Annotated in this window: 19 protein-coding genes; 4 read left to right on the forward strand and 15 right to left on the reverse strand. The window is 62.2% G+C overall.

Annotated elements, in window-relative coordinates; all coding sequences use genetic code 11:
* Nucleotides 1–44 precede the first annotated feature (44 nt).
* From C2U70_RS12790 to C2U70_RS12820, 7 genes are all read right to left on the reverse strand, one after another.
* A complete protein-coding gene (locus C2U70_RS12790) occupies nt 45–1370 on the reverse strand; it encodes a polysaccharide biosynthesis C-terminal domain-containing protein (protein ID WP_140978374.1) in 1326 nt (441 codons plus the stop codon).
* Nucleotides 1371–1428: 58 nt separating this feature from the next.
* Entirely contained in the window at nt 1429–2817 is a 1389-nt protein-coding gene (locus C2U70_RS12795; RefSeq protein ID WP_140978375.1) for a hypothetical protein, read from the reverse strand.
* Nucleotides 2817–4049, reverse strand: a complete 1233-nt coding sequence (locus C2U70_RS12800) for a LegC family aminotransferase (RefSeq protein WP_246666741.1) — start codon at nt 4047–4049, stop codon at nt 2817–2819. The genes C2U70_RS12795 and C2U70_RS12800 overlap by 1 nt, the downstream gene beginning before the upstream one ends.
* A gap of 5 nt (nt 4050–4054) precedes the next feature.
* Nucleotides 4055–5053: an NAD-dependent 4,6-dehydratase LegB gene (locus tag C2U70_RS12805; RefSeq protein WP_140978376.1), complete on the reverse strand. Its 999-nt coding sequence runs from the start codon at nt 5051–5053 to the stop codon at nt 4055–4057.
* Nucleotides 5054–5266: 213 nt separating this feature from the next.
* Nucleotides 5267–6367: a DegT/DnrJ/EryC1/StrS family aminotransferase gene (locus C2U70_RS12810; RefSeq protein ID WP_140978377.1), complete on the reverse strand. Its 1101-nt coding sequence runs from the start codon at nt 6365–6367 to the stop codon at nt 5267–5269.
* A 3-nt stretch (nt 6368–6370) separates the two neighbouring features.
* A complete protein-coding gene (locus C2U70_RS12815; RefSeq protein WP_140978378.1) occupies nt 6371–6838 on the reverse strand; it encodes an acyltransferase in 468 nt (155 codons plus the stop codon).
* Entirely contained in the window at nt 6835–7911 is a 1077-nt protein-coding gene (locus tag C2U70_RS12820) for a Gfo/Idh/MocA family protein (protein WP_140978379.1), read from the reverse strand. The genes C2U70_RS12815 and C2U70_RS12820 overlap by 4 nt, the downstream gene beginning before the upstream one ends.
* 165 nt (nt 7912–8076) lie before the next feature.
* Between C2U70_RS12820 and C2U70_RS12825 the strand changes: the two genes are divergently transcribed.
* Complete coding sequence (locus C2U70_RS12825; protein ID WP_140978380.1) at nt 8077–9399, forward strand: hypothetical protein; 1323 nt, start codon at nt 8077–8079, stop codon at nt 9397–9399.
* Here the strand turns inward: C2U70_RS12825 and C2U70_RS12830 are convergent, their stop codons facing one another.
* Nucleotides 9400–9861, reverse strand: coding sequence for a hypothetical protein (locus C2U70_RS12830; RefSeq protein WP_140978381.1), 462 nt, complete (start codon nt 9859–9861; stop codon nt 9400–9402). It abuts the gene before it with no gap.
* Entirely contained in the window at nt 9861–10055 is a 195-nt protein-coding gene (locus C2U70_RS12835) for a hypothetical protein (protein WP_140978382.1), read from the reverse strand. Before C2U70_RS12835 ends, C2U70_RS12830 begins: the two co-directional genes overlap by 1 nt.
* A gap of 884 nt (nt 10056–10939) precedes the next feature.
* Between C2U70_RS12835 and C2U70_RS12840 the strand changes: the two genes are divergently transcribed.
* Together C2U70_RS12840 and C2U70_RS12845 are read left to right on the forward strand one after the other, a co-directional pair.
* A complete protein-coding gene (locus C2U70_RS12840) occupies nt 10940–12136 on the forward strand; it encodes a CgeB family protein (protein ID WP_140978383.1) in 1197 nt (398 codons plus the stop codon).
* The gene (locus tag C2U70_RS12845; RefSeq protein ID WP_140978384.1) at nt 12133–12939 is read left to right on the forward strand and encodes a class I SAM-dependent methyltransferase; all 807 of its coding nucleotides are present in this window, start codon (nt 12133–12135) and stop codon (nt 12937–12939) included. Before C2U70_RS12840 ends, C2U70_RS12845 begins: the two co-directional genes overlap by 4 nt.
* 23 nt (nt 12940–12962) lie before the next feature.
* Here the strand turns inward: C2U70_RS12845 and C2U70_RS12850 are convergent, their stop codons facing one another.
* From C2U70_RS12850 to C2U70_RS12875, 6 genes are all read right to left on the reverse strand, one after another.
* Nucleotides 12963–14150 carry a glycosyltransferase family 4 protein gene (locus C2U70_RS12850; RefSeq protein ID WP_140978385.1) on the reverse strand — a complete coding sequence of 396 codons (1188 nt, stop codon included), beginning with the start codon at nt 14148–14150 and terminating at the stop codon, nt 12963–12965.
* A gap of 9 nt (nt 14151–14159) precedes the next feature.
* Nucleotides 14160–15266 (reverse strand): DegT/DnrJ/EryC1/StrS family aminotransferase, encoded by a 1107-nt coding sequence (locus C2U70_RS12855; protein WP_140978386.1) that lies wholly within the window; start codon nt 15264–15266, stop codon nt 14160–14162.
* Complete coding sequence (locus C2U70_RS12860) at nt 15263–15676, reverse strand: hypothetical protein (RefSeq protein WP_140978387.1); 414 nt, start codon at nt 15674–15676, stop codon at nt 15263–15265. The genes C2U70_RS12855 and C2U70_RS12860 overlap by 4 nt, the downstream gene beginning before the upstream one ends.
* Nucleotides 15677–15698: 22 nt before the next feature.
* The gene (locus C2U70_RS12865) at nt 15699–16601 is read right to left on the reverse strand and encodes a hypothetical protein (RefSeq protein ID WP_140978388.1); all 903 of its coding nucleotides are present in this window, start codon (nt 16599–16601) and stop codon (nt 15699–15701) included.
* 161 nt (nt 16602–16762) lie between these two features.
* Complete coding sequence (locus C2U70_RS12870) at nt 16763–17578, reverse strand: class I SAM-dependent methyltransferase (protein WP_140978389.1); 816 nt, start codon at nt 17576–17578, stop codon at nt 16763–16765.
* A 153-nt stretch (nt 17579–17731) separates the two neighbouring features.
* On the reverse strand, nt 17732–19267 hold the full coding sequence (locus C2U70_RS12875) for a hypothetical protein (RefSeq protein ID WP_140978390.1): 1536 nt from the start codon (nt 19265–19267) through the stop codon (nt 17732–17734).
* Between the two features lie 231 nt (nt 19268–19498).
* On the opposite strand from C2U70_RS12875, the gene rffA reads away from it, so the two are divergent.
* Nucleotides 19499–20641: a dTDP-4-amino-4,6-dideoxygalactose transaminase gene (gene rffA, locus C2U70_RS12880; protein WP_140978391.1), complete on the forward strand. Its 1143-nt coding sequence runs from the start codon at nt 19499–19501 to the stop codon at nt 20639–20641.
* Nucleotides 20642–20643: the final 2 nt, after the last annotated feature.

Genomic DNA, 20643 nt, shown 5'->3' on the forward strand with positions numbered 1-20643 from the left:
GGTTACAACGTGAGATTGCCCTGACGTGTACGCATGAACCGCCCTCAGGGGTAGAGCATGTCTGGATCGGTGGGAAGGCCGACCGTCTCGGTTGCGGCGGGTTCCCTGAAGCTCTCGCGCATCCTGTGGATGGCGAAACCCGCCAGGGACGCGAACAGCGCGGCGCTGGCGACCCCGCCGGCAAGCGCGGCACCGTAGATGCCGAGCACGGGGATCAGCGCCACGTTCAGAACGGTCGATACCGCGGCGGAACTGAGATTGCAGATCAGGAGATATCTGTCCGACCGCGCCGCATAGAGCGCATAGGAGGGAACATCCGCCAGCATGCGCAGGAATATCCCCGGCAGCATGGCATAGAACACGCCGATGCTCGCCGCGTAGGTCGACAGCCCGAGCAGCGCGAGCATGGGCCCCATGACAAAGGCCGACAGGATCATCGTGGCGCAGACCAGCGCCAGCATCGACCAGAAGAACGAGCGCAGCGCCGTGCGATAGGCATCCCTGCCCGCCGCATGGCCCGCAATGACCTTCGGCAGGAACTGATGCGACACCGAGCTGCCCAGTGACAGCAGGCCGATCAGGATCGTCGAGTAGAACGTGTAGATGCCGAGCGCATCGCGGCCGACGAAGGCGTCGATGACGAAGCGATCGACATAGGAAATGACCAGCGCTCCCGCGGCCGTCAGCATGAAAGGACGCGCAATCCAGAGGCCCTCGCGGATATTCTTGAGGTCCGGCCGGTATTCCCCGAGCTCGCGCCACGGCAATTCGGAGAGCGAGAACGCAGAAAAGGCAATCGCCGCCACGCCACCGAGCGCCCACCAGACCATCACGGTTTCCAGCGTCCGCGTCGAGGGCGCCACGAACATCAAAACGGCGATTGCATACACCCAGATTCCGCCGCGCAGGAACACGCCGATATAGGCCCTCACCGGCCGCCAGGTGATAATCAGTATCCGCGTCGCCTCCAGCGAGACGTGTTCGGTGACGAGGATCAGGATGAACCACGGCGCGAGATGCGCCGGAAAGGAGCCCGCGGCGATCGCACCGGCGACCACGATGCCGACCGCCACGAGCGCCACTGTGCCAAGCACCATCTGGTCGGCAATGATGCGCGCGCGCCGCTCGGGCGTCGCCGGCACCAGTTCGCGCAAGGTGTAGGAATAGAACTCCAGACCGACCGCGAGCAGCGCGAAAGCCAGCGCCGCGGTCAAAAGGCCATATTGTCCCATTTCGGCGGGCGACAGCATGCGCGCCAGCAGCAGCGAGAGCAGGAAGCGGCTCGCCAGCGTTAGCGCGCGCAGGACCAAGGCCGCGACCGTGCCGGCAACCGCCGGGCGCGTCACGAGGTCAAGCAGACGAGATCGCATCGCGCTGTTCCATCACCGCCGGCCGTCGATATCGGTTGGCGCGTTTCCCACTGTAACGTCAGGCGGCGGTTCTGCAGGACTTAAGGAATTTCGGCAGGTGCGCGTTCAGCGAGCGCGCCAGCGGCTCGACCGAGGCGCGCTGCGCCGCGTTCTCCGGATCGAACTTGCGCCAGCCGAAATAGTCTCCCTCGACGCTGATCGACGCCAGATGACGCATGATCGCACGACGGGTGGTGTCGAGATCGTCGGGGGATTGCCACCGCGCCAGCCGCTCGGCGACATCGTCGACTTCGCCCGTGCTGCGGACGTGCAAAAAGTGCTGCTCGGTTGCGTAGTACGGCTCGGTCACGACCGAGCACAGCCCGGCGAGCGCCGCCTGGAAGCCGATCGTGCCGGTGAAGGTCACCGACACCGCGCACTTTCCGATCAGCAGATTGGCCGGCACGTCGTAGGGCACCAACACCACGAAGGGCAGCCTTGCTAGCCGCTCGAACAGCTCGCGCTGGCGGAAGCCGAACTGCAGCGGATGGTCCTTGACGAAGATGCGGTAGCCGGCGCGGCCGAGCACCTCGCAATAGCGCACTACGACGTCGTCATGCGACAGCATGCCCTGCGGCTCGAGCCAGTAATCCATCGAGGCTTCGGGGAAGAGCTGAAGCCCGAGGAACACGCGCTTCTCGCGCGGCACCTCGGCGAGCCGCTTCTCCCAGCCATGGTCGAGCAGGCCGAGCACGGCCACGTCGCGCATGCGCACCTTGTGCTTTAGTCGCTTCAGCGCGTCGAGGTAGTGGCAGTTGTAGCGATCGCGCTTGAGGAAGCGCCAGACGTTGAAGAAAGCGCCGCGCAGCGCGTAGTAGGCGAATATCCGCCAAAATCTGGCGAGCGAGAAGCGTCTAGCGTCGCGGACATAAACCGGCGCAAAATCTTCCCTGCAGAGCTGACCGACCGCCGTATCAATGTCCTCGTTGGACGGCTCGCGCAGCCAGACCGGCTTGCCGCGACGCATCAGCATGACCTGATCGGGGATGATCGAGATGGTGATCTCCAGGAAGTCGATACCGCGCCGCCGTGCGACGCGCTCCATCACGTCCATGACGTAGCGGTCGATGGTAAAGGTCATGACCAGATCTGGCCGAAGCCTGTCAAAGGCCTGCTCGATCGCCTGCATCATGCCGCCGATCATTTTGAGCGCAAGATCGCGATCGAGGCTCCTGAGCACACGGCAACGCAGGATAATGTCGGCGCAACCGTCCGCACCGAACCGGTCGAGCGCTGCGGCCGCCGCATTGCCCCGGTCGACAAAGCGATAGAAGTCGTCGACAAGCGAATAGTCGCCGTCGTCTCGCAGGTCGCTGAGCACGACCGCGTCGGCAAACTCCATGCGCGAGGCGAGGTACTTCCACCAGGCCGTCGTGCTGTGAAGGGTAAAGAAGACGATACGGGGCATCAGCTATGCTTCGCGCCCTCTGACGCCGCTGCCGCAAGAAAGGGACTGCTCGGCAGGTTGATGCAGCGCGTGTTCATGTCTTCGGCGACGGGAAGTTCGGCGCGCGGGCAGTCGCGGTACATCGGCAGCAGGTGCATCGGCGTCCACAGCGGCCTGGCCCGAATGCCGTGGCCGTGCAGCGCCTCAAGCAGGCGGTCACGCTCGCTGGCATATTCGCGGTCGAGCACCAGCGTGTTGAGCCAGTAATTGCTCTCGGACCCCTTGGGCTCGCGATAGATGCGCGCCCAGGGAAAATCGCTGAAGGCATCGAGATAGCGCGCGGCGAGCACGCGCTTGGCCGCGACCATGCCGGCCAGCCGCTCCATCTGCGCGCAGCCGAGCGCGGCGTTGATGTTGGGCAGGCGGTAATTATAGGCGACCTCGTCGTGCTCGAACGCCCAGGCATGCGCCTTCTTCGCCGTTGAGGTGAAGTGGCGGGCGTGGCGGGCATGCGCCTCGTCGTCGGTCACGATCATGCCGCCGCCACCGGTCGTGACGATCTTGTTGCCGTTAAAACTCAGCACCGCCGAGTGCCCGAAGGTGCCGCAGCCCTTGCCGTTCAGGGTCGAGCCGAGCGACTCGGTCGCGTCCTCCACGATCACCAGATCATAGCGCGCAGCGACCGCGCCGAGCGCGGCCATGTCGACCGGGTGTCCAAAGATATGCACGGGAACGACGGCGCGCAGCCGGCGGCCGGTGTGCTTGTTCATCCAGGCGCCGTTCTGCCGCACCGCAACTGCGTCCAGATGCGCCTCGAGCGCGCGCGGATCGAGCCCCAGCGTGTCCCAGGTCGAATCGACGAAGTGCGGCACGGCGCCGGCATGGCTGACGGCATTGGCGGTCGCAACGAAGGTGATCGAGGGCAGCAGTACCTCGTCATTCGCCTCCACGCCTTCCAGCACCAGGGCCGCATGCAGCGCGGCCGTGCCGTTGACGATCGCGACCGCGTGGCGCGAGCCGGTCGCCTCCGCCACCATCTCCTCGAAGCGGGTGACGTATTTGCCGGCCGACGATACCCAGTTGGTATCGATGCAGTCGAGCACCAGCTCGCGCTCGCGATCCCCGAAACGCGGCTCATGCAGCTCGACGGGGCGCTGAGCCGCGCCGAGCGCGACATCGACGGCGTCGAGCACCGGCTTGAGGTCAAGCATGGCGGGACGGTTCTGGCTCGCTTGCGCGGGGGACATGCTCATCTGGCTCACAGCGTGTAGGCATTGACGCGATAGCGGGCCAGGTTCTCCTGCTTGGTGAACCAGGCGATGGTCTGTTCGAGCCCCTTGCGCAGGCCGTCGACGCCGCCGAAGCGCGGCGACCAGCCCAAGAGCTCCTGCGCCTTGGCGTTGGAGGCCCAGAGACGCTCGACCTCGCTGCGCTCGGGGCGCACGCGCACATCGTCATGCTCGATCTCGATCTCGGAGTCCATCAGCTCGGCAATCAGCCGCGCGGTGTCGCCGATCGAGATCTCGAAGGCGCTGCCGATATTGATGACTTCACCGATGCCGGCCTTGGAATCGAGCGCCGCAAGGAAGCCGCCGACGGTGTCGGCGACATAGTTGAAGTCGCGCGTCGGATGGATGCTGCCGAGCTTGATCTTGCGCGCGCCCGCCGCAATCTGCGTGATGATGGTCGGGATCACCGCGCGCGCCGATTGCCGCGGCCCGTAGGTGTTGAAGGGGCGCACCACCGTCACCGGCGTGCCGAACGAGCGCTCGAACGACAGCGCGAGCTGATCGGCGCCGATCTTGGTCGCCGAGTAAGGCGACTGGCCCTGCAGCGGATGCTCCTCGGTGATCGGGACGAATTGCGCCGTGCCGTAGACTTCGCTGGTCGAGGTATGGATCACCTTCTCGACGCCGAGATCCCGCGCCGCCTGCAACACGTTGAGCGTGCCGCGGATGTTGGCTTCGACATAGGTGTCGGGCGAATGATAGGAGTACGGAATCGCGATCAGCGCGGCGAGATGCAGCACCGCGTCGCAGCCCTTCATGGCGGTGCGCACGCCGTTGGGGTCGCACACATTGCCGGCGAAGACGTCGAACTCCTTCCTGATGTCAGGCGGCGAGGAATCCAGCCAGCCATGCGCGCCCATGCTGTTGTAGTGCACGAAGGCGCGCACCGCGACGTTGCGCCGGACCAGCTCTTCCGCAAGGTGCGACCCGATGAAACCGCCCGCCCCCGTCACAAGTACCTTTGGCAAAAGTTTGGTTCCCCTCTGGCCGGGCCACCGGACCCGCCTGCCGACCTGATACGGCCGCTTCTAAACACTCCGGCCGCTGGAGGCCAGTTTTGAATGCGCTGCGGTCCCATCAATGGGCCGGGAACCGCGCCCACGAAAGACAACCGCGCGGGGGCGCACAAGTCTTTGAGAAGGATCAACAAATCTCGCGCGAGCGGGGAGCCCTGCCCGGCGCTATGCAAATTCGCGGAGGAGACGGATCACACTGTCCTGCTGCGCCGGCGTGATTTCGGCAAAAATCGGCAGCGACAGGATGGTGTTCTGATCCCGGTATGCATGCGGAAATTGCGCCGCGGTGTGACCGAATCGCGCATAGGCCTGAAGCAGCGGCAGGGCGGTCGGATAGTTGATCGCGGTCTGCACCCCATTGGCGTTGAGATGCGCCGCCAGCGCGTCGCGGCGCGGATGCCTGATGGTGTAGAGGTGATAGACGTGATCGCGGCCGGGCGCGACCTGCGGCACTGTCACACCCTCGATCTGGTTGAGGCCTGCATCATAGATCGCAGCCGCGCGCTGCCGGGCCTCGGTCCAGGCGGCCAGATGCGGAAGCTTTGCCGAGAGAATCGCGGCCTGCATGCCGTCGAGCCGGCTGTTGACGCCCTCGATCTCGTGACGGTGCTTCACGAGGCCGCCATGGCGCGCGAGCTTCGTCATGTGCTCGGCAAGGGCCGCGTCATTGGTGACAACGGCGCCGGCATCGCCCATCGCACCGAGATTCTTGCCCGGATAGAACGAATAGGTCGCAGCCGCGCCGAACGTTCCGACCATCCGGCCCTTGTAGCGCGCCAGATGCGCCTGCGCGCAATCCTCGATCACCCACAGACCGTGCTTGTTCGCGATCGCCATGATCGCGTCCATGTCGGCGGGCTGGCCGTAAAGATGCACCGGGATGATGCCGACCGTGCGAGGGCCGATCGCAGCTTCGATCGCCGCGGGATCGATGGTGAAGGTCGCCCCGTCGGTGTCGCAGAATTTCACCGTCGCGCCGGCATGGGTGATCATCGCCGAGGTCGATATCCAGGAATGCGCCGTCGTGATCACCTCATCGCCCGGCTTCACCTTCAGCGCGGCCATCGCGAGGTAGAGCGCGTCGGTGCCGTTGGCGCAGGAAACGCAATGCGTGACGGACGCAGCCTTGGCAAAATCGCGCTCGAACGCATCGACATAGGGACCGCGGATGAAGGCGTTGTCGCGGATGACGGCGGCAATCGCCGCGTCGATCTCGCCCTTGATGTTTTGATACTGGAGCTGGAGATCAGCGAAGGGTACCGCCATCAATCACTTCCGCAAGGTCAGGAGCCGCGCCGGATTGCCGGCATAGGTGCCGGCCACGGTGATGTCCTTCGTCACCACCGAACCCGCGCCGATCACGACGTCGTCGACGATCGTGACCGGCATGATCGTCGCATTGGAGCCCATCGACACCCGGTTGCCGACCCTGGTCTCGCGCCACAATTCCTTGCGCCCCCTGGCCGGTCCGCCGCTCGCAAAGGTGTCGTTGATGAACATCACGCCATGGCCGATGAAGCAGTCCTCGCCGATGCTGACGAGCTCGCAGACGAAGCTGTGCGATTGCACGCGCGTGCGCGCGCCGATGACGACATCCTTCTGGATCTCGGTGAACGGCCCGATGAAACAGTCATCGCCGATCGTGCAGCCATAGAGATTGCAGGGCTCGACGACCTTGACGCCGGCACCGAAACTGACGTCGCGAATCCCGATCTGGAGGCGCTCGGGGCCGCTCACGAGGCAATGCCCAGGCGGCTGCGGCGGGGCACGAAGTGGAGCGGCACCTCCTGCCCGGTCTCGATGGACTCGTAGAGCGCCGAGATCAGCTCCAGGCTCTTGCGGCCCTGCAATCCGTCCACCAGCGCAGCGCCGCGGTCGGCGAGGCACTCGACGACGTGCTGGTAATAGGCCTGATGGCCGAAACCATAGACGTTCGGCGGGTTGACCGAGAACTTCTCAATGACTTCCTTGTCCGACGGCAGCTCGTTGACGAACCGCCAGTGCCGAATCTGGTTCATGGCGAAGCCGCCGACTTCGACCGTTCCCTTCTCGCCGAGGATCGAGAGCGAGCCTTCGAGATCGACCGGCCGCACCGCCGTGGTGGCCTCGACGATCCCCAGCGCCCCGTTGCGAAACTTTAGCGTCGCGACCGCCGTGTCTTCGGTCTCGATCTTCACCAGCGCGGTAGCGCTGCGCGCATGGACGCTCACGACGTCGCCGAAGAACCATTCCAGCATGTCGATGTGATGGCTTGCCTGGTTCGTCAGCACCCCGCCGTCCTGGGCCCAGGTGCCGCGCCAGGCGTCCTGGTCGTAATAGGCCTGATCCCGGCACCAGCGCACGCGCACGGTTCCCAGCACGAGCTTGCCGAACCGGCCGGCATCGAGCGCCTCGCGCGCCTTGACGATCGGCACGTTGAAGCGGTTCTGCTTGACGACGAAGAGCTTTACGCCGGCCTCGTCGCAGGCGCGGATCATGTCGTCGGCGTCCTGCAGCCGCAGCGCCATCGGCTTTTCGACCACGACATGCTTGCCCGCCCGCGCACAGGCAATCGCATGCTGCGGATGCATCCCGCTCGGCGTCAACACGGCGACCGCGTCGATGTCGTCGCGCGCAAGCATGTCGTCGAGATCATAATGCGCGGCGACCTTGAACTTTGAGGCGATCGCATCCGCCCGCGCGCGCTCGGAATCGCAGACCGCGACAAGGCGCGCGCCCTCGATATGGTTGCCGCCCAGCAGGTCGGAATGACGCTTGGCGATGCGCCCGCACCCCAACAGGCCAAATCTGATAGAAGTAGCTCCCGGCATCCGATTTCCTGACCGATCAAAACGCCGGATACTACTACATCAAACAGGACGCGTGTAAAATGCGGGTGTTTGCGAAAAACGCACGACGCGGCGTCCCCTCGAAACAGATTGAAAGCACGCACAAATTGCGTTAGCCAGAGTGTTTGGGGACTGACTGACGGAAAAATGTCGCTCTACTACAAGCTCGATACGAAGCAGATCGCCATCCTAGCGTACGCTTGCAGTGCGACCTGCTGCTTGTCCCTCGCTTGCGTCTCACTCCTCTATCCCGAATTTCACATCAGGTATTTTTCCGGTGCATTGTGGCTCGCCACGGCGGTCACAGCGGTCTTTGCCTGCACGTCCTACCTGTTCGGCCTTGCCCGATTCAGTCTTGGATATGCCATCGGCTTCTACCTCTACGTCATGATCTTGGGCTACCTGTGGCTGAACTCTTTCTCAGACCTTCCCTACAATCATGCGGTGACTGGCCTCTCTGCGGCGGCCTCCGCCCTGTCATTTCTGCTACCCGCCTTGCTCATCAACGAACCCCTCCCTCGAGTGGTCCGCTTATCGGAGCGCACCGCGAGCCGGGGTCTGACGTTGATCCTCATCGTATCAATTGCGGTCATTCTGGTTGGCGCTTGGTACAATTTCAGGATGGTCGGCATCGACCGAATTTACGACTTTCGCGAAGCACTGGCGTTCCCGACGCCGGTGAGCTACCTCCTGGGCATTACATCGAACTCGCTGCTTCCGTTCGCATTTGCCTGCTTCGCGCTGCGAAATAATCTCTGGCGCGCGGGCCTGGTCATATTCCTCATCTTGCTCATTTATCCCATCACGCTCGCAAAGGCATCTCTGTTTGCTCCGATCTGGCTCGTTGGCCTGACCGTCGTTTCGAGGTTCATCGACGCCAGGTCCACCGTTGTGTTGTCGGTTTTCGCTCCGATCGTCCTCGGGCTCTTGATTTTTTTTCTCGTCCGCCAAGGCATGTTGCCTTACAGCACGATCACCTATTTTGGACTGATCAACTTCAGGTTGATCGCGATTCCCTCGGTCGCCATGGACTATTACAACTATTTTTTCTCGACCCACGAATCTACCTACTTTTGTCAGGTGCAATTCGTGAAGGCTCTCGTGTCCTGTCCCTACACGGAGCCGCTAAGCGTGGTGATCTACAAGTTCTTCGGTATTGGCGGCTATTTCAACGCGTCGCTGTTTGCGACGGAAGGAGTGGCCTCCGTCGGCACGCTGTTCGCACCATTTTCAGCGTTGGCCTGCGGCCTTGTCATTGCTGTCGGCAATCGCCTTTCGGCGGGATTGCCTGATCGGTTCATCCTGATTTCGAGCGCTATCATTGCCCAGACATTGATGAACGTTCCGCTTACAACAGTCATGCTTTCATACGGCGGAGGTCTTTTGTTCCTGCTGCTATACCTGACGCCTCGTGAAATGTTTCACCCCGGCCACGTTGATCAAGCTGATCTCAAGACATCAGTTGCGTAATCACTTAACGCGCTCATCGGAAAACGCTTGAGCTGCCCCCGCTTGGTGGGCGCGTCGTTGCGCCCGGTACGGATCGGGCGCGCGTGGGTCAAACACGCTATACGTGCGCCCGTTGGTGTTTGGATCGGTGTTGTCGCTGGTCGAGAAAAGCAACATTGTCCCGCTGTATCGCCAGTGCGAATAGCGCCCCTGCCCAATGACCATCACATCGCGATGCACGCTGTGCGCTGGCCCCAGCGGCTTTCCATCCTCATATAATTGCAAGGTCGATTGATCGAGGTTGTCTTTGTCATCCGGCTTGGCGCCGGGAATTGCAGGATGGACTATGAAACCATGCGTATGTTCATACTGAATAAACGGTCCAGACAGGATGTTCGCGTCAGTTCCCGGCCGCTGATTCAGAAAAAAAGCAACAGGAAGATAGATCATCAAGATCACGATCAGGAAGGCAGAAGCGCGCATCAGAACTCTTCCCGCGCAACCAGTCGAGCTGCCGTGTATGCGTATATCATCTTGCTCGATACAGCGAGCGACAAAGCACCGGTGCGACGACCGAAGAAGACGTCCCAGTCGGCTGCGGCGATTTTCGGATTTCCCATCTCGTCCGCAATGCGCCGAGCTTCCGGCTCGATGCGCGGATCAAATTCGTCAGGCACCTCGGCTTCCCGATAGAATGGCGTACTGCACAACCAAAACTAGAGATAGAATACACTTCCCGAAATACAATGCAACAGCGTCCGAACAGGCCTGCATGGATCTGTGATATAGTTCCAACAATTGACCTGTTGCGAGCAATGCGCCACATCGATGCGTGGAGCCACGGCGAATGGCGCCTGTACGGATAGGTTAGGTCGATGATGAAGGGTAATGCTTGACTGCTCGCAATGAAGACATGGAACACCCGATCGAGACTCATAGCCGTCATTACCGCTGCTCTCGGATATTTCGCGACGGCTTACTGGCTGACGATCTCGTACAGCGCTGACCCAAGGTTCACCGTAGGCCCCCCGGTTCCCGGCGAAAAGGTTCTGCTGTGGAAGCCGTTTTCGAGACAAGGCTCCCTACCCAGCTTTGCGTTCGGGACCGAACGCTACTCGATGTTTGATGATTTGGGCGATTCCGGAGACCATCCCTATCGCTCTCCAATCGAGCTCTACGAAGACGGAAAGCGGTTGGGTCCGGCTCATAGTAGCACGGCTGAAATTGCCGCACTCGGAGGCGGCCGGTTCGCGCATCTGAAACTGAACGGCAGCACCATCCTATTCTCGGCTAGCGACAATTCCGACCCCAACACGAACGGTAGGGCATATTGGATTGTAAGACCACCCGCCCCCGCCGAATCCGGTCAATCGACGACGCCCGCGGCGCCTGGCAGATGAACGACGTCTGCCGTCAACAGACGCGCGGAGCTTCTCACTTGAGCCTTCCTTGTGATCGGACAGATCGATGTCACCACTTCCACCCGGTTGCGAACCATTGTTGATCAGACCCGGGCTCATGACATAGACCTTGTCCATGCGAAAGGGATTAAACTAAGCCAGTGCGTGTCCTCATCCTCAACGCCGACTATCCGCGCTTTGTGGCGTGGCTGTATCAGCGCAATCCCGAGCTTGCCGGCGCGCCCTACGCTGCGCAAATGGCCGCACGAAATGCCAGCCTGTTCGGCGTCGCCGATTTCTACTCGCGCAACTTCGCAGCAGCCGGACATGTCGCTACCGACATTCACGTGAACAATCCCTGGATGCAGGCGGCATGGGCGCGCGAGCACGGTTTCGCCGTGGAGCAGCCGCCGGCGCCCGGCTCCGACGCCCCGCGGCAAGCGATTCCCAACTGGCTGCAGCGCGGAATCGCACCGTTCAAGCCCGTCCTCAGGCCGCTCGCACGCAAGGTCGGCTTGAGCCCGCGGCTCGATGCCGAGGCGGAAAAGATCCTGCTGGCGCAGATCGAGGAATTCCGGCCGGACCTGGTGCTCAACCAGGACGTCTTTCACGTCGATACGCGCCTTGCGCGACGGATCAAGGGCATCGGCCACCCGATTCTGATCGGCCAGGTCGGTATCGTTCCCTCGCGTGGCGAGGACTGGTCGGCCTATGATCTGATGATCTCGCAGCTCTTCCAGGTCGTTCGGACGTTCCGCAACGCGGGCGTCAGGTCCGAAGTGCTTCATCTGGCCTTCGAGCCCGACATCCTCGACGTGCTTCCGCCGGCGCCCGAGCGCAGCATCGACATCTCCTTCGTCGGCGCCGTGTCGGCCGATCACCAGCAGCGGGTCGCACAGCTCGAAGCGGTGGCACGGACTTACGATCTGAAACTCTACGGCAGCGGACTCCAGACCCTTCCCGCCTCCTCGCCGCTGCACCGCTGCTACCAAGGCGAGGTGTGGGGCGTCGAGATGTATCAGGTTCTCAGGGCATCGCGCGTGACGTTGAACTCGCACATCGACATGGCCGGTCGCGAAGCCGGCAACATGCGGCTGTTCGAGGCAACGGGGGTCGGCTCGTTTCTGCTGACCGATGCCAAGGACAACTTGCCCAGCCTGTTCGAGCCGGGGCGCGAAGTCGCCGTGTGGACATCGGTCGAAGACTGCTTGTCAGAGATCAAGGCCGCCCTCGACGATGAAGACCGGCGACAAGCCATCGCCCGGGCCGGTCAGGCCCGAACCATGGCGCAGCACACCTATCGTCAACGCGTGCAGACCCTTCTTCGGCTCGCCGCAGAACTGCCCGCACGCCGATGAAGCCAGGTTCGCTCGCCAGACGGCTCGCTGCTCGCATCATCCGGTCGATCCCGATTGTGCGGCGTCAATTCCTGACCTCGACCGACTACCGTGTGCTCAGCGGCCCCGACGAGGCCCGCAGAACCTCGACTACATCGAACGGATGGTTCGCCGCACGCACGGTGCAGCGCCAGGAACGCGCCTATCTGAATCTGATCGAAGCCATGAAGCGAGGCGCTCCCCGCCTCGATTTCGCGGTCGCCGCGGCCGCCGTCGAGGAGACCAAGCTTGCAACACCGACTGTGCTCGAGGTTGGCTGCGGCAGTGGCTACTATTCGGAGATCTTTGCCCGTTTGCTGCCCGGCAAACTCCGCTATTCCGGAGTGGACTATTCCGAGGCGATGATCGCGCGCGCACGTGCGCGATACCAGTCGGTCGCCTTCGAAGTCGCGGACGCAACTCAGCTGCCATATCCAAACGACAGCTTCGACATCGTCTTCAATGGCGTGTCCCTATTGCATATCCTCGCCTATCAAGACGCCATTCGCGAGGCAGCGCGCGTCGCCTCGCGCTTCTGCATCCTGCATACGGTGCCCGTTCACCAACATCGCACAACTTTTCTGACCAAGTACGCATATGGCGCGCCGGTCGTCGAAATCATCTTCGAGAAGAGGGAACTGATTGAACTTTGCGAAAACGCAGGGCTCACATTGGTACGTGAGTGGTCGTGTATTCCGTATGATCTGCGCGAGATCACCGGGCACCATTCGACAACCGAAACCTATTTGTTCTCCAAGCGAAGCGCGCCCACGGCGGCCCCCTGAACGGGCGCCGCAGGTCCGTTGGATCATTTCCAACAACGACGCTGCGGTTCGAATCTGTCGAATATCTTGAATACGCCGGCAACGAACTCGCGGCCAGTCCACTTCCTCGCGCGAGCCTTGCCGCGCTCGACGAGCTTGCCTCGCAACTCCGCATCGGACAGAACCTTGCGGACCGCATGCGCCAGGGACGCCGGGTCCGTTGGATCGAACAGGAGCGCCGCGTCTCCGAGCTGCTCCTCGGCCCCGAGATAGTTTGAAACGACGGCGGGGCATCCCAACGCGAACGCCTCAAGCGGCGGCAGGTTCTCCGGACCCGAAAAGGATGGATAGACCAGCGCGCGGGCGTGCTTGTACAGCCCAATGACGTCCTCGGTCGGCACGAAACCGAGAATGATAACCTTGTGCGAGACCCCGAGGTCGGCAGCGCAGCTTTCAACAAACGCCCGATTGCCCCTGTCGGATCCGACGAGAACGAGAGGCGGCGTATCGGGATCGGATTCGACGAGAATCTTGAGCGCCCGAAGCAGGTTCACATGGTTCTTGTGAGGCCAGAACTGAGCCGGATAGAAGAGGAACTCCTTCGGAAGGTTGGCCGGTGGCTCGCTTGCCTGCTCGGCTGCTCGCAGTGCAAAGCTGGGCGTTGGGTGCGGCAGGATGTCGACATGATCTTCCGGAACGCCGCAGTACCGGGCAACCTGATCCTTGCCGACCTTTGTCCCCACGATGATCGACGTCGCCCGCCGTAGATGTCTCGAAAAAAAGAGCTCCCGATGCTCCCACTGCCAGTTTCGGTTCATTTCCGGCAACCATGGATGCGTCAAGTACTGAAGATCCCACAGCGTCGTCACGTAGGGGATTTCGTAGGTATCGTGGTTCCCTCCGGCGAGCCAGACGAACTCTATCCCGAGAGCGTGCATCTGCTGCTCGAACCGGCTCGGCCTTCTCCAAAAATATCCAAATACGGGCAGATAGTGACGAAGCAGGGAAATACGCCGGTCCAGGATCCCGGGCTTGCAGCTCGCGACCAGCGCAACGTTCGGCGCCAATTGCTCTCCGCGCATTGCCTGCACGTAGTCTCCTGGCGCGAACAACGTGAAGCGATGCGAGCTCGTCGCTGCCTGCTCCAGGAACGCTGCCACCACGTCGTGTACGAACGTAAACCCGCCGCCAAGCTGCTTATCAATGTCGCCCAGGACGACGCCGACGTGCATTCAACTGCCTCAACTTCTGGCTTTGACGACGGCGTCGGCTACGTATTGAAGTTTTTCGTCGGACAAGCTCGGCGCGGACGGCAAGTAAAGGCCTCTCTCCCAAAGCCCGTCGGCAACGGGACATTTGTCGGACTGGAACCCGGGCATTTCCTTAAGGATGGGCTGTTGATTCATCGGACAGAAGAACGTCCGCGTCTCGATGCCGGCCTTGGCCAACCTGCCGGCCAGCTCGTCGCGCGTCAGCCCGAACTCGGGCTCGACGGTCAGCGCATACATCCAATAGACGTTTCGCGCCCAGTTCAGCTCGACCGGCAGGCGCAGGCCGGGCACCTTCCCGAGCAGGGCGTTATACGTGGCGGCCACCCGGCGCTTGTCGGCAATGATCTGCTCGATCTTCTCGAGCTGGGCCAGTCCCATCGCAGCCTGATAGCTCGTCATGCGGAAATTGTAGCCCGCCACTTCGTGACGGAATCGAGGCTTTGTAAAGCCGAGATTTCGAAGAAGGCGGAGGCGTTCGGCGAGCGCGTCGTCATTGGTCGTCACCATGCCCCCTTCGCCGGTGGTGATGACCTTGTTGGCATAGAAGCTGTAGCACGCCATATCGCCGAAGCTCCCGGTCATACGTCCTCTGACGGTGGCTCCGTGCGACTCGGCGCAATCCTCGATCACCACGAGATTGTGCCTCTTGGCGATCTCCATCAGCCTGTCCATGTCGACAGGATGTCCGAAGAGGTGAACCGGAATGATCGCCTTCGTCCTGGGCGTGATCAGCGCCTCGATCAGCTCGAGATCCAAATTCCAGGTGAGATTCTCGGAATCGACCGGCACGGGCATGCCGCCATTGTGATACACGCCGAGCGCGGTGGCGATGTTGGTGCTCGCGCTGACGAGCACCTCGTCCCCCTGCCCGACGCCTGCCGCATCGACCGCGAGATGCAGGGCGGTCGTTCCGCTGGTGACGGCAATGCCGTGCTTACAGCCGCAATACTCGGCAAAGCCCTTCTCGAACCGATCGAGATAGCTACCAAAGTTGCCGGAAATCTCTCCGCGCCGAAGCGCGTCCGTAACATAGGCGATTTCCTGGTCGCCGATGAGAGGTTCAAAGACGGGGATCATCGTTGCACACCAATCTCGACCTTGTCCCGGTCCGCACCCAGGAAGGGGCCCTGTTTGACACTAACACATTGCATATCCTCCAACACGCGCACCGAATGCGCGCCATGGACCAAGAGGATTGCGTCGCCCACCCGCAGCACGACCTCGTGAAAGCGAACCCCGCCGTCAGAAAAGAAATCGACCGCGACAACGCCCTTCTGGACAACGAACATCTGTTGCAGGTCGTCGATCTTGCGTTCGATCGTGGGGTGATAATGTGCGGGTTCGACGAAATCGTGCCCATGGGCGAGCAGCCCGAACTGGAACGATGAACCGGCCGGCGAAAAGAATACGCTCTTGTCTACCGTTGTGCCGGCGCGGATGATTTCGGCGTAGCGCTTGCCTTCGTGCTCGACTACTTCGAATTTCATTTCTCAACTCCGCATGCAGCGATCAATTCAGATCTCCGAGCCGAACCAGGGCATCGCGATCGACATCATAGACCTCCATGTCGCTTATTTCCTTTAATCGCGCGGCTCCCGACAGGAACGTGAGCCTGCCGGCCTCGTCTCTGGATTCCCGGAATTGAGACTCGACGTACCCTTCCGCCGCCGTTAACACCCGCTGGCCGTTGAGACAATCGCGGCGCACAAAGAACGCGTTGTTGCCCGCGCTGTTGGATCCCACGAACGCGTACCCCTTGCGTTCGCCAAGATGCACTAACGCGCCGAGCGAGGCGCCCCAATATAAATTGGAGCTGTGGGCACGCGACCGGACAAACGTCTTCTCATACGGTACGGTTACCGCGTGGCGCGGCCCAAACACGCTGTTGTATTCCGCCACCACGATCATGGGATTGACCACTTCGATCTTGTCCCAGACCCAGTAGTCGTTGCCATCGATATCGACACTGAGCAAACCGATCTCGCCGGAGAACCCATTATCCACGAAAATGCGGTTGATATTCTCGGCATCGACAAACGCATCGACGGCGACGAGATTGTGGCGCCAATAGATCGAGCTGTTCCGCACGCGGCGCACGTTGGACAGATCTCCATCGATGATGAGCCCGCGCCAATTATCGTTCAGCACCAGAAACCGCGTGTTCGCTTCGTCGTAGGACTCGACGCCAAATTCGATGAAGCTTCGGCATTGCGCCGGGATGCGGGCTTGCCTGATCAGATATTGGATGATGCCATCCTCACCAAACTGGGAGAAGACCTTGAACTCGGCTCGCCTGATGTCGTCAACAGTCCCCAGCGAAGCGAGCTGCAGGTTCAGAGTCTTGGCGGCAAGCAGCTTGGCATCCTGGATGTGCCCCGGTAGCGCAAGCAGCTCGCGCGCACGCGCCGTCAAACCCCGGAATCTGCGTACAAATCGTATCAAGACGGTGTCACCGCGGCCTCAGTCCAAACGATCGAGTTTGGTGATTAGCCCAAGGGAAAGAGGGTCGCAACCTGAAAGCGCCGCCAGAACATCGGCCGATCATAGCCTGCGGACGCCGTCGGGCACGCCGCCTACTGCCAATCCAGCTCTTCCAGACGCCCGTCGGTATTGGAGCAGCGCCAATAGGCCTCGACGCGCCCGTTGGCCAGCGAGGCCAGGGGATATCTCTGCTGTTTGACACGAACGTGCTTGAACTGTTGCCCAAGAAGGGCTCGCAGATCGTCGAGCGTGTCAAAGACCTGGAGATGATCCTGCCCTTCCGGCCCCAGGCTTTCCGAACCGCAGAAAACGCCGCCGGTTGCCAGCGCCGAGGAGATCTTCCGCAAGACCTCCATGGAACCGTCGCGGGTAAAGTGACCGATTGCGCCATCGAAGATGATGATGTCGTAGCTTGGCCGCGGGAACGCATCAATCACGGCATCGAGGCGACGATAGACGATGTTCGGCGCAGGATTGTGGCTGAGAGCATAGCCAATTGCGCTCTCTTCGATGTCGATGGCGTCGACATGAGCTGCCCTCGGCGCGTAAAAGCGCTTCGTCAGAGCTCCATCCCCGCACCCTATGTCAAGCACCGTGGCCCCGTCGCCGATGATCTCGGCGGACAGGAAGGCGCGCGTCAGCGAATACACGCCGGCTCCAAGGCTCCCGTCAAACAGCTCGAACAAGGCGCCCGCATGAATGCTGAAATGCGGCTCGCCATAGACCTGCCAGGCCCAGTGACGCCGGAACACGCTCTTATAGTAGAGCGACAAGGTAGACTTCGCGATCCGTTCGCGAAACGTCGATCCGAATAGCGCGATCTCTCCAGCATGCAGCCCGTTGCGGGCAACCGGGTTATTTCGAACCGCCCTTGCGATAGCGGATTTGGACGACTTGCCGATCTTCATCACAAATTGAACCTTGACACCAATTACGCCGTTGGCCTCGACATTGTAAACGAGTTGCAAACCCGCTGGAAGCTATCGATGCATCCTGGGCGACGTAGCTACCATCTCGGGCTACTGTGCATGGGGTTGTTTTCGACCTTTTGTCGTTCGCGGCTAATTCGGCACCGCCGCCAGCACCCGCCCGCGTACCCGCTCCATCAGAAGGGGGCTCGCCAGCACGGCCACGACGACGAGCCAGATCGCGCACTCCGCCAGGAAGCGTGGCACTCCCGTTCCCGGCACCACCGCGCGGATCGCCAGTCCAAGCCCCCACCCGCCGAGGATGATCGCGACCATCACCGCGATCAGCACCAGCATGTGACGAAGCGGATGGCCGAGCGTCTGACGCATGATCACCAGCGTCATGATTCCGACCTGGGTCAACAGGTCGCTCGCCACGATCGCGATGGCGGCCCCGAGGGGGCCGAGCCGGGGGATCAGCAGGGCCGACAGGATCAGGAACGCGATCAGCTGCAGCCCCTTGGTCCGGACCAGGAGATCGCCGCGATTGCTGTGATTGGCGAAGACAAAGGCCATCAGCGATGGCGCGACGACGGCCGAGCCGAGCAGCAGCGTCACGGTGAGTGCGGGATCGTTGGGAATGCTGCCATGCGTCCACAGCGCAAAGAAGTCCGACCAGAACGGCAACAGGCCGGCGACGATGAAGCTGGCCATGGCGGTGACGAACACCGAGCCATGAGCATAGAGCCCGCGCAGCCGCGCCTTGTCGCCGATCGCATGGTCATGGCCGAGCTCCGCACCGATCGGCAGCGTGATCTGGATGCAGAGGCCTCTCACGAAGCTCGCGATCACGCGGATCAGGCCCCATTGCGCCACAGCGACGCGATCGGCGACCATCGCGCTGACCAGCAGCATCGGCGCGTTGGCGAGCGCGAGCTCGGTGAGGTTGGCAATGGAGAAGGGAAAGGCCAGGCCCAACTGTCCGGCGCTCCAGCGCCAGGACGGGGACCGAGTGGAACGGCTGCGGCCGCGCTTCAGGAACGGCAATTGGCGTGGTGCGTCATAGGCGATCAGGAACAGCGCACAGAGGATCTGCGTCGAGACGTAGGCAATCGCGACCGCGAACAGGCTGCCGAACCACGCGATCGCGATCAGTTGCCCGGCCTGCCCAAGCAGGAGCGCGACATTTTGCGACCACGCGGCCCGGCCATATTTTCCGCGCGCGCGGTAGAGGCCAGAGACGAGATTGGCCGGCAGGATGAGCAGCGTGCCGACGGTGATCACGAGCATCGCGGCGTCGAAGGTCGGCATCGTGTGAAATCCGAGGATCGAAGCGGGCGGAAACAGCTCGATGCTGGCGACGAGCAGCACGCCGAGCACCACGACGATGCCCAGATAGATCCGCATCATGCGTGCATAAAAGCTCGCCGTCCGGCCGTCGCAATCGACGCAGGACTTGAAGGCGAGAAAGCGGTTGATGGAGCGAAGCTGGAGGCCGGCATCGGCCACGATGACGAGGCTGCCGGCGGCATAGAGCACGAGCCAGGCCGCGAGACGGTCGCTGCTCCAGAAATGCAGGAACGCAGGGATGAGGAGAAGCTGCTGCGTCAGCGCCAGCAGCATCTGCACGAGGTTTGCCGACCAGCCGTGAACGAGCCGATGAAGCCGGCCGCTGCCCCCTGCGCGCATCGGGCCCTCCGTCCTGCCTGGCGCGTCAACTTGCGTATCGGTCAAGCAGCATCCTTCCTGGCCAACGCGCGCACCGCGAACCGTCCCGATCGCCTGCGGGAGCGACGCGACAGTTCCGCCGGACTGTGCCCGATCGCCAGTTGATTCCCGCAGCGGAAAACGCCAAAACGCCACCCTGGATTCGAAACAGGGCGTCAACGCGCGTCTTAAGGCGGTTCAACGGCTTAGGCAATGGCATCAGAGTTCATCCCGTTCAACCGGCCCTACCCGACCGGCAAGGAGCACGGCTACATCCAGGATGCGCTGGACAGCCTGCACGTGTCCGGCGACGGCCGCTTCACCAAGCTTTGCCATGAGTGGATCGAGCGGCGCACCGGATGCGCAAAGGCGCTGCTGACGCACTCCTGCACCTCCGCCCTCGACATGGCCGCCATGCTGCTCGACCTCAGGGCCGGCGACGAGGTCATCCTGCCCTCCTTCACCTTCGTGTCGAGCGCGAATGCCTTCGTGCTGCGCGGGGTGGTGCCCGTCTTCGTCGACGTTCGCGAGGACACGCTCAACCTCGACGAACGGCAGATCGAGGCTGCGATCACTTCGCGCACGCGCGCGATCGCGCCAGTGCACTATGCCGGCGTCGGCTGCGAGATGGACGCGATCGTCGCGATTGCGAAGCGTCACAATCTGCGGATCGTCGAGGACGCCGCGCAGGCGATCATGGCAAGCTACAAGGGCTCGCCGCTCGGCGCCATCGGTGACCTCGGCAGCTTCAGCTTTCACGAGACCAAGAACATCATGTCGGGCGAAGGCGGCTGCCTGCTGGTGAACGACCCCGCGCTCGCGCAGCGCGCCGAGATCATGCGCGAGAAGGGCACCGATCGCAGCCGGTTCTTCCGCGGCGAAGTCGACAAATACACCTGGCAGGATATCGGCTCGTCCTATCTGCCGAGCGATCTCACCGCCGCCTTCCTGTGGGCACAGTTGGAAGAGGCCGAGCGCATCACGCGCGAACGGCTCGCGATCTGGAGCAGGTATCACGACCTGCTGGCGCCGATGGAGCAGCGCGGCCTGCTGCGCCGTCCGACCGTGCCCGCCCACTGCCGTCACAACGGCCATATCTACTACGTGCTGCTGCCCGCGGTGATCGACCGCGCCATGGTGCTGCGCAAGCTCCGGGACGAGAACATCCAGGCGGTCTTCCACTACGTGCCGCTGCATTCCTCACCCGCCGGGCTGCGCTTCGGGCGCACGCATGGCGATCTCAAGCTCACCACCTCGCTCTCGGAACGTCTCATCCGGCTGCCGATGTGGATGGGGTTGCGCGAGAGCGAGCAGGAGCGCATTTGCGACACGCTCGGGACGATCCTCGGGCGGTAAAA

It is taken from the genome of Bradyrhizobium guangdongense (genome assembly GCF_006483445.1).
Taxonomy (GTDB): domain Bacteria; phylum Pseudomonadota; class Alphaproteobacteria; order Rhizobiales; family Xanthobacteraceae; genus Bradyrhizobium; species Bradyrhizobium guangdongense_A.

Bases quoted from the DNA above. Each gene is read 5' to 3' on its own strand.
- C2U70_RS12795 (WP_140978375.1), bottom strand. From the start codon at position 2,817: ATGCCCCGTATCGTCTTCTTTACCCTTCACAGCACGACGGCCTGGTGG.
- C2U70_RS12875 (WP_140978390.1), bottom strand. From the start codon at position 19,267: ATGCGCGCAGGGGGCAGCGGCCGGCTTCATCGGCTCGTTCACGGCTGG.
- C2U70_RS12825 (WP_140978380.1), top strand. From the start codon at position 8,077: ATGTCGCTCTACTACAAGCTCGATACGAAGCAGATCGCCATCCTAGCG.
- C2U70_RS12820 (WP_140978379.1), bottom strand. From the start codon at position 7,911: ATGCCGGGAGCTACTTCTATCAGATTTGGCCTGTTGGGGTGCGGGCGC.
- C2U70_RS12810 (WP_140978377.1), bottom strand. From the start codon at position 6,367: ATGGCGGTACCCTTCGCTGATCTCCAGCTCCAGTATCAAAACATCAAG.
- C2U70_RS12800 (WP_246666741.1), bottom strand. From the start codon at position 4,049: ATGAGCATGTCCCCCGCGCAAGCGAGCCAGAACCGTCCCGCCATGCTT.
- rffA (WP_140978391.1), top strand. From the start codon at position 19,499: ATGGCATCAGAGTTCATCCCGTTCAACCGGCCCTACCCGACCGGCAAG.
- C2U70_RS12870 (WP_140978389.1), bottom strand. From the start codon at position 17,578: ATGAAGATCGGCAAGTCGTCCAAATCCGCTATCGCAAGGGCGGTTCGA.
- C2U70_RS12790 (WP_140978374.1), bottom strand. From the start codon at position 1,370: ATGCGATCTCGTCTGCTTGACCTCGTGACGCGCCCGGCGGTTGCCGGC.
- C2U70_RS12845 (WP_140978384.1), top strand. From the start codon at position 12,133: ATGAAGCCAGGTTCGCTCGCCAGACGGCTCGCTGCTCGCATCATCCGG.
- C2U70_RS12850 (WP_140978385.1), bottom strand. From the start codon at position 14,150: ATGCACGTCGGCGTCGTCCTGGGCGACATTGATAAGCAGCTTGGCGGC.
- C2U70_RS12860 (WP_140978387.1), bottom strand. From the start codon at position 15,676: ATGAAATTCGAAGTAGTCGAGCACGAAGGCAAGCGCTACGCCGAAATC.
- C2U70_RS12830 (WP_140978381.1), bottom strand. From the start codon at position 9,861: ATGCGCGCTTCTGCCTTCCTGATCGTGATCTTGATGATCTATCTTCCT.
- C2U70_RS12855 (WP_140978386.1), bottom strand. From the start codon at position 15,266: ATGATCCCCGTCTTTGAACCTCTCATCGGCGACCAGGAAATCGCCTAT.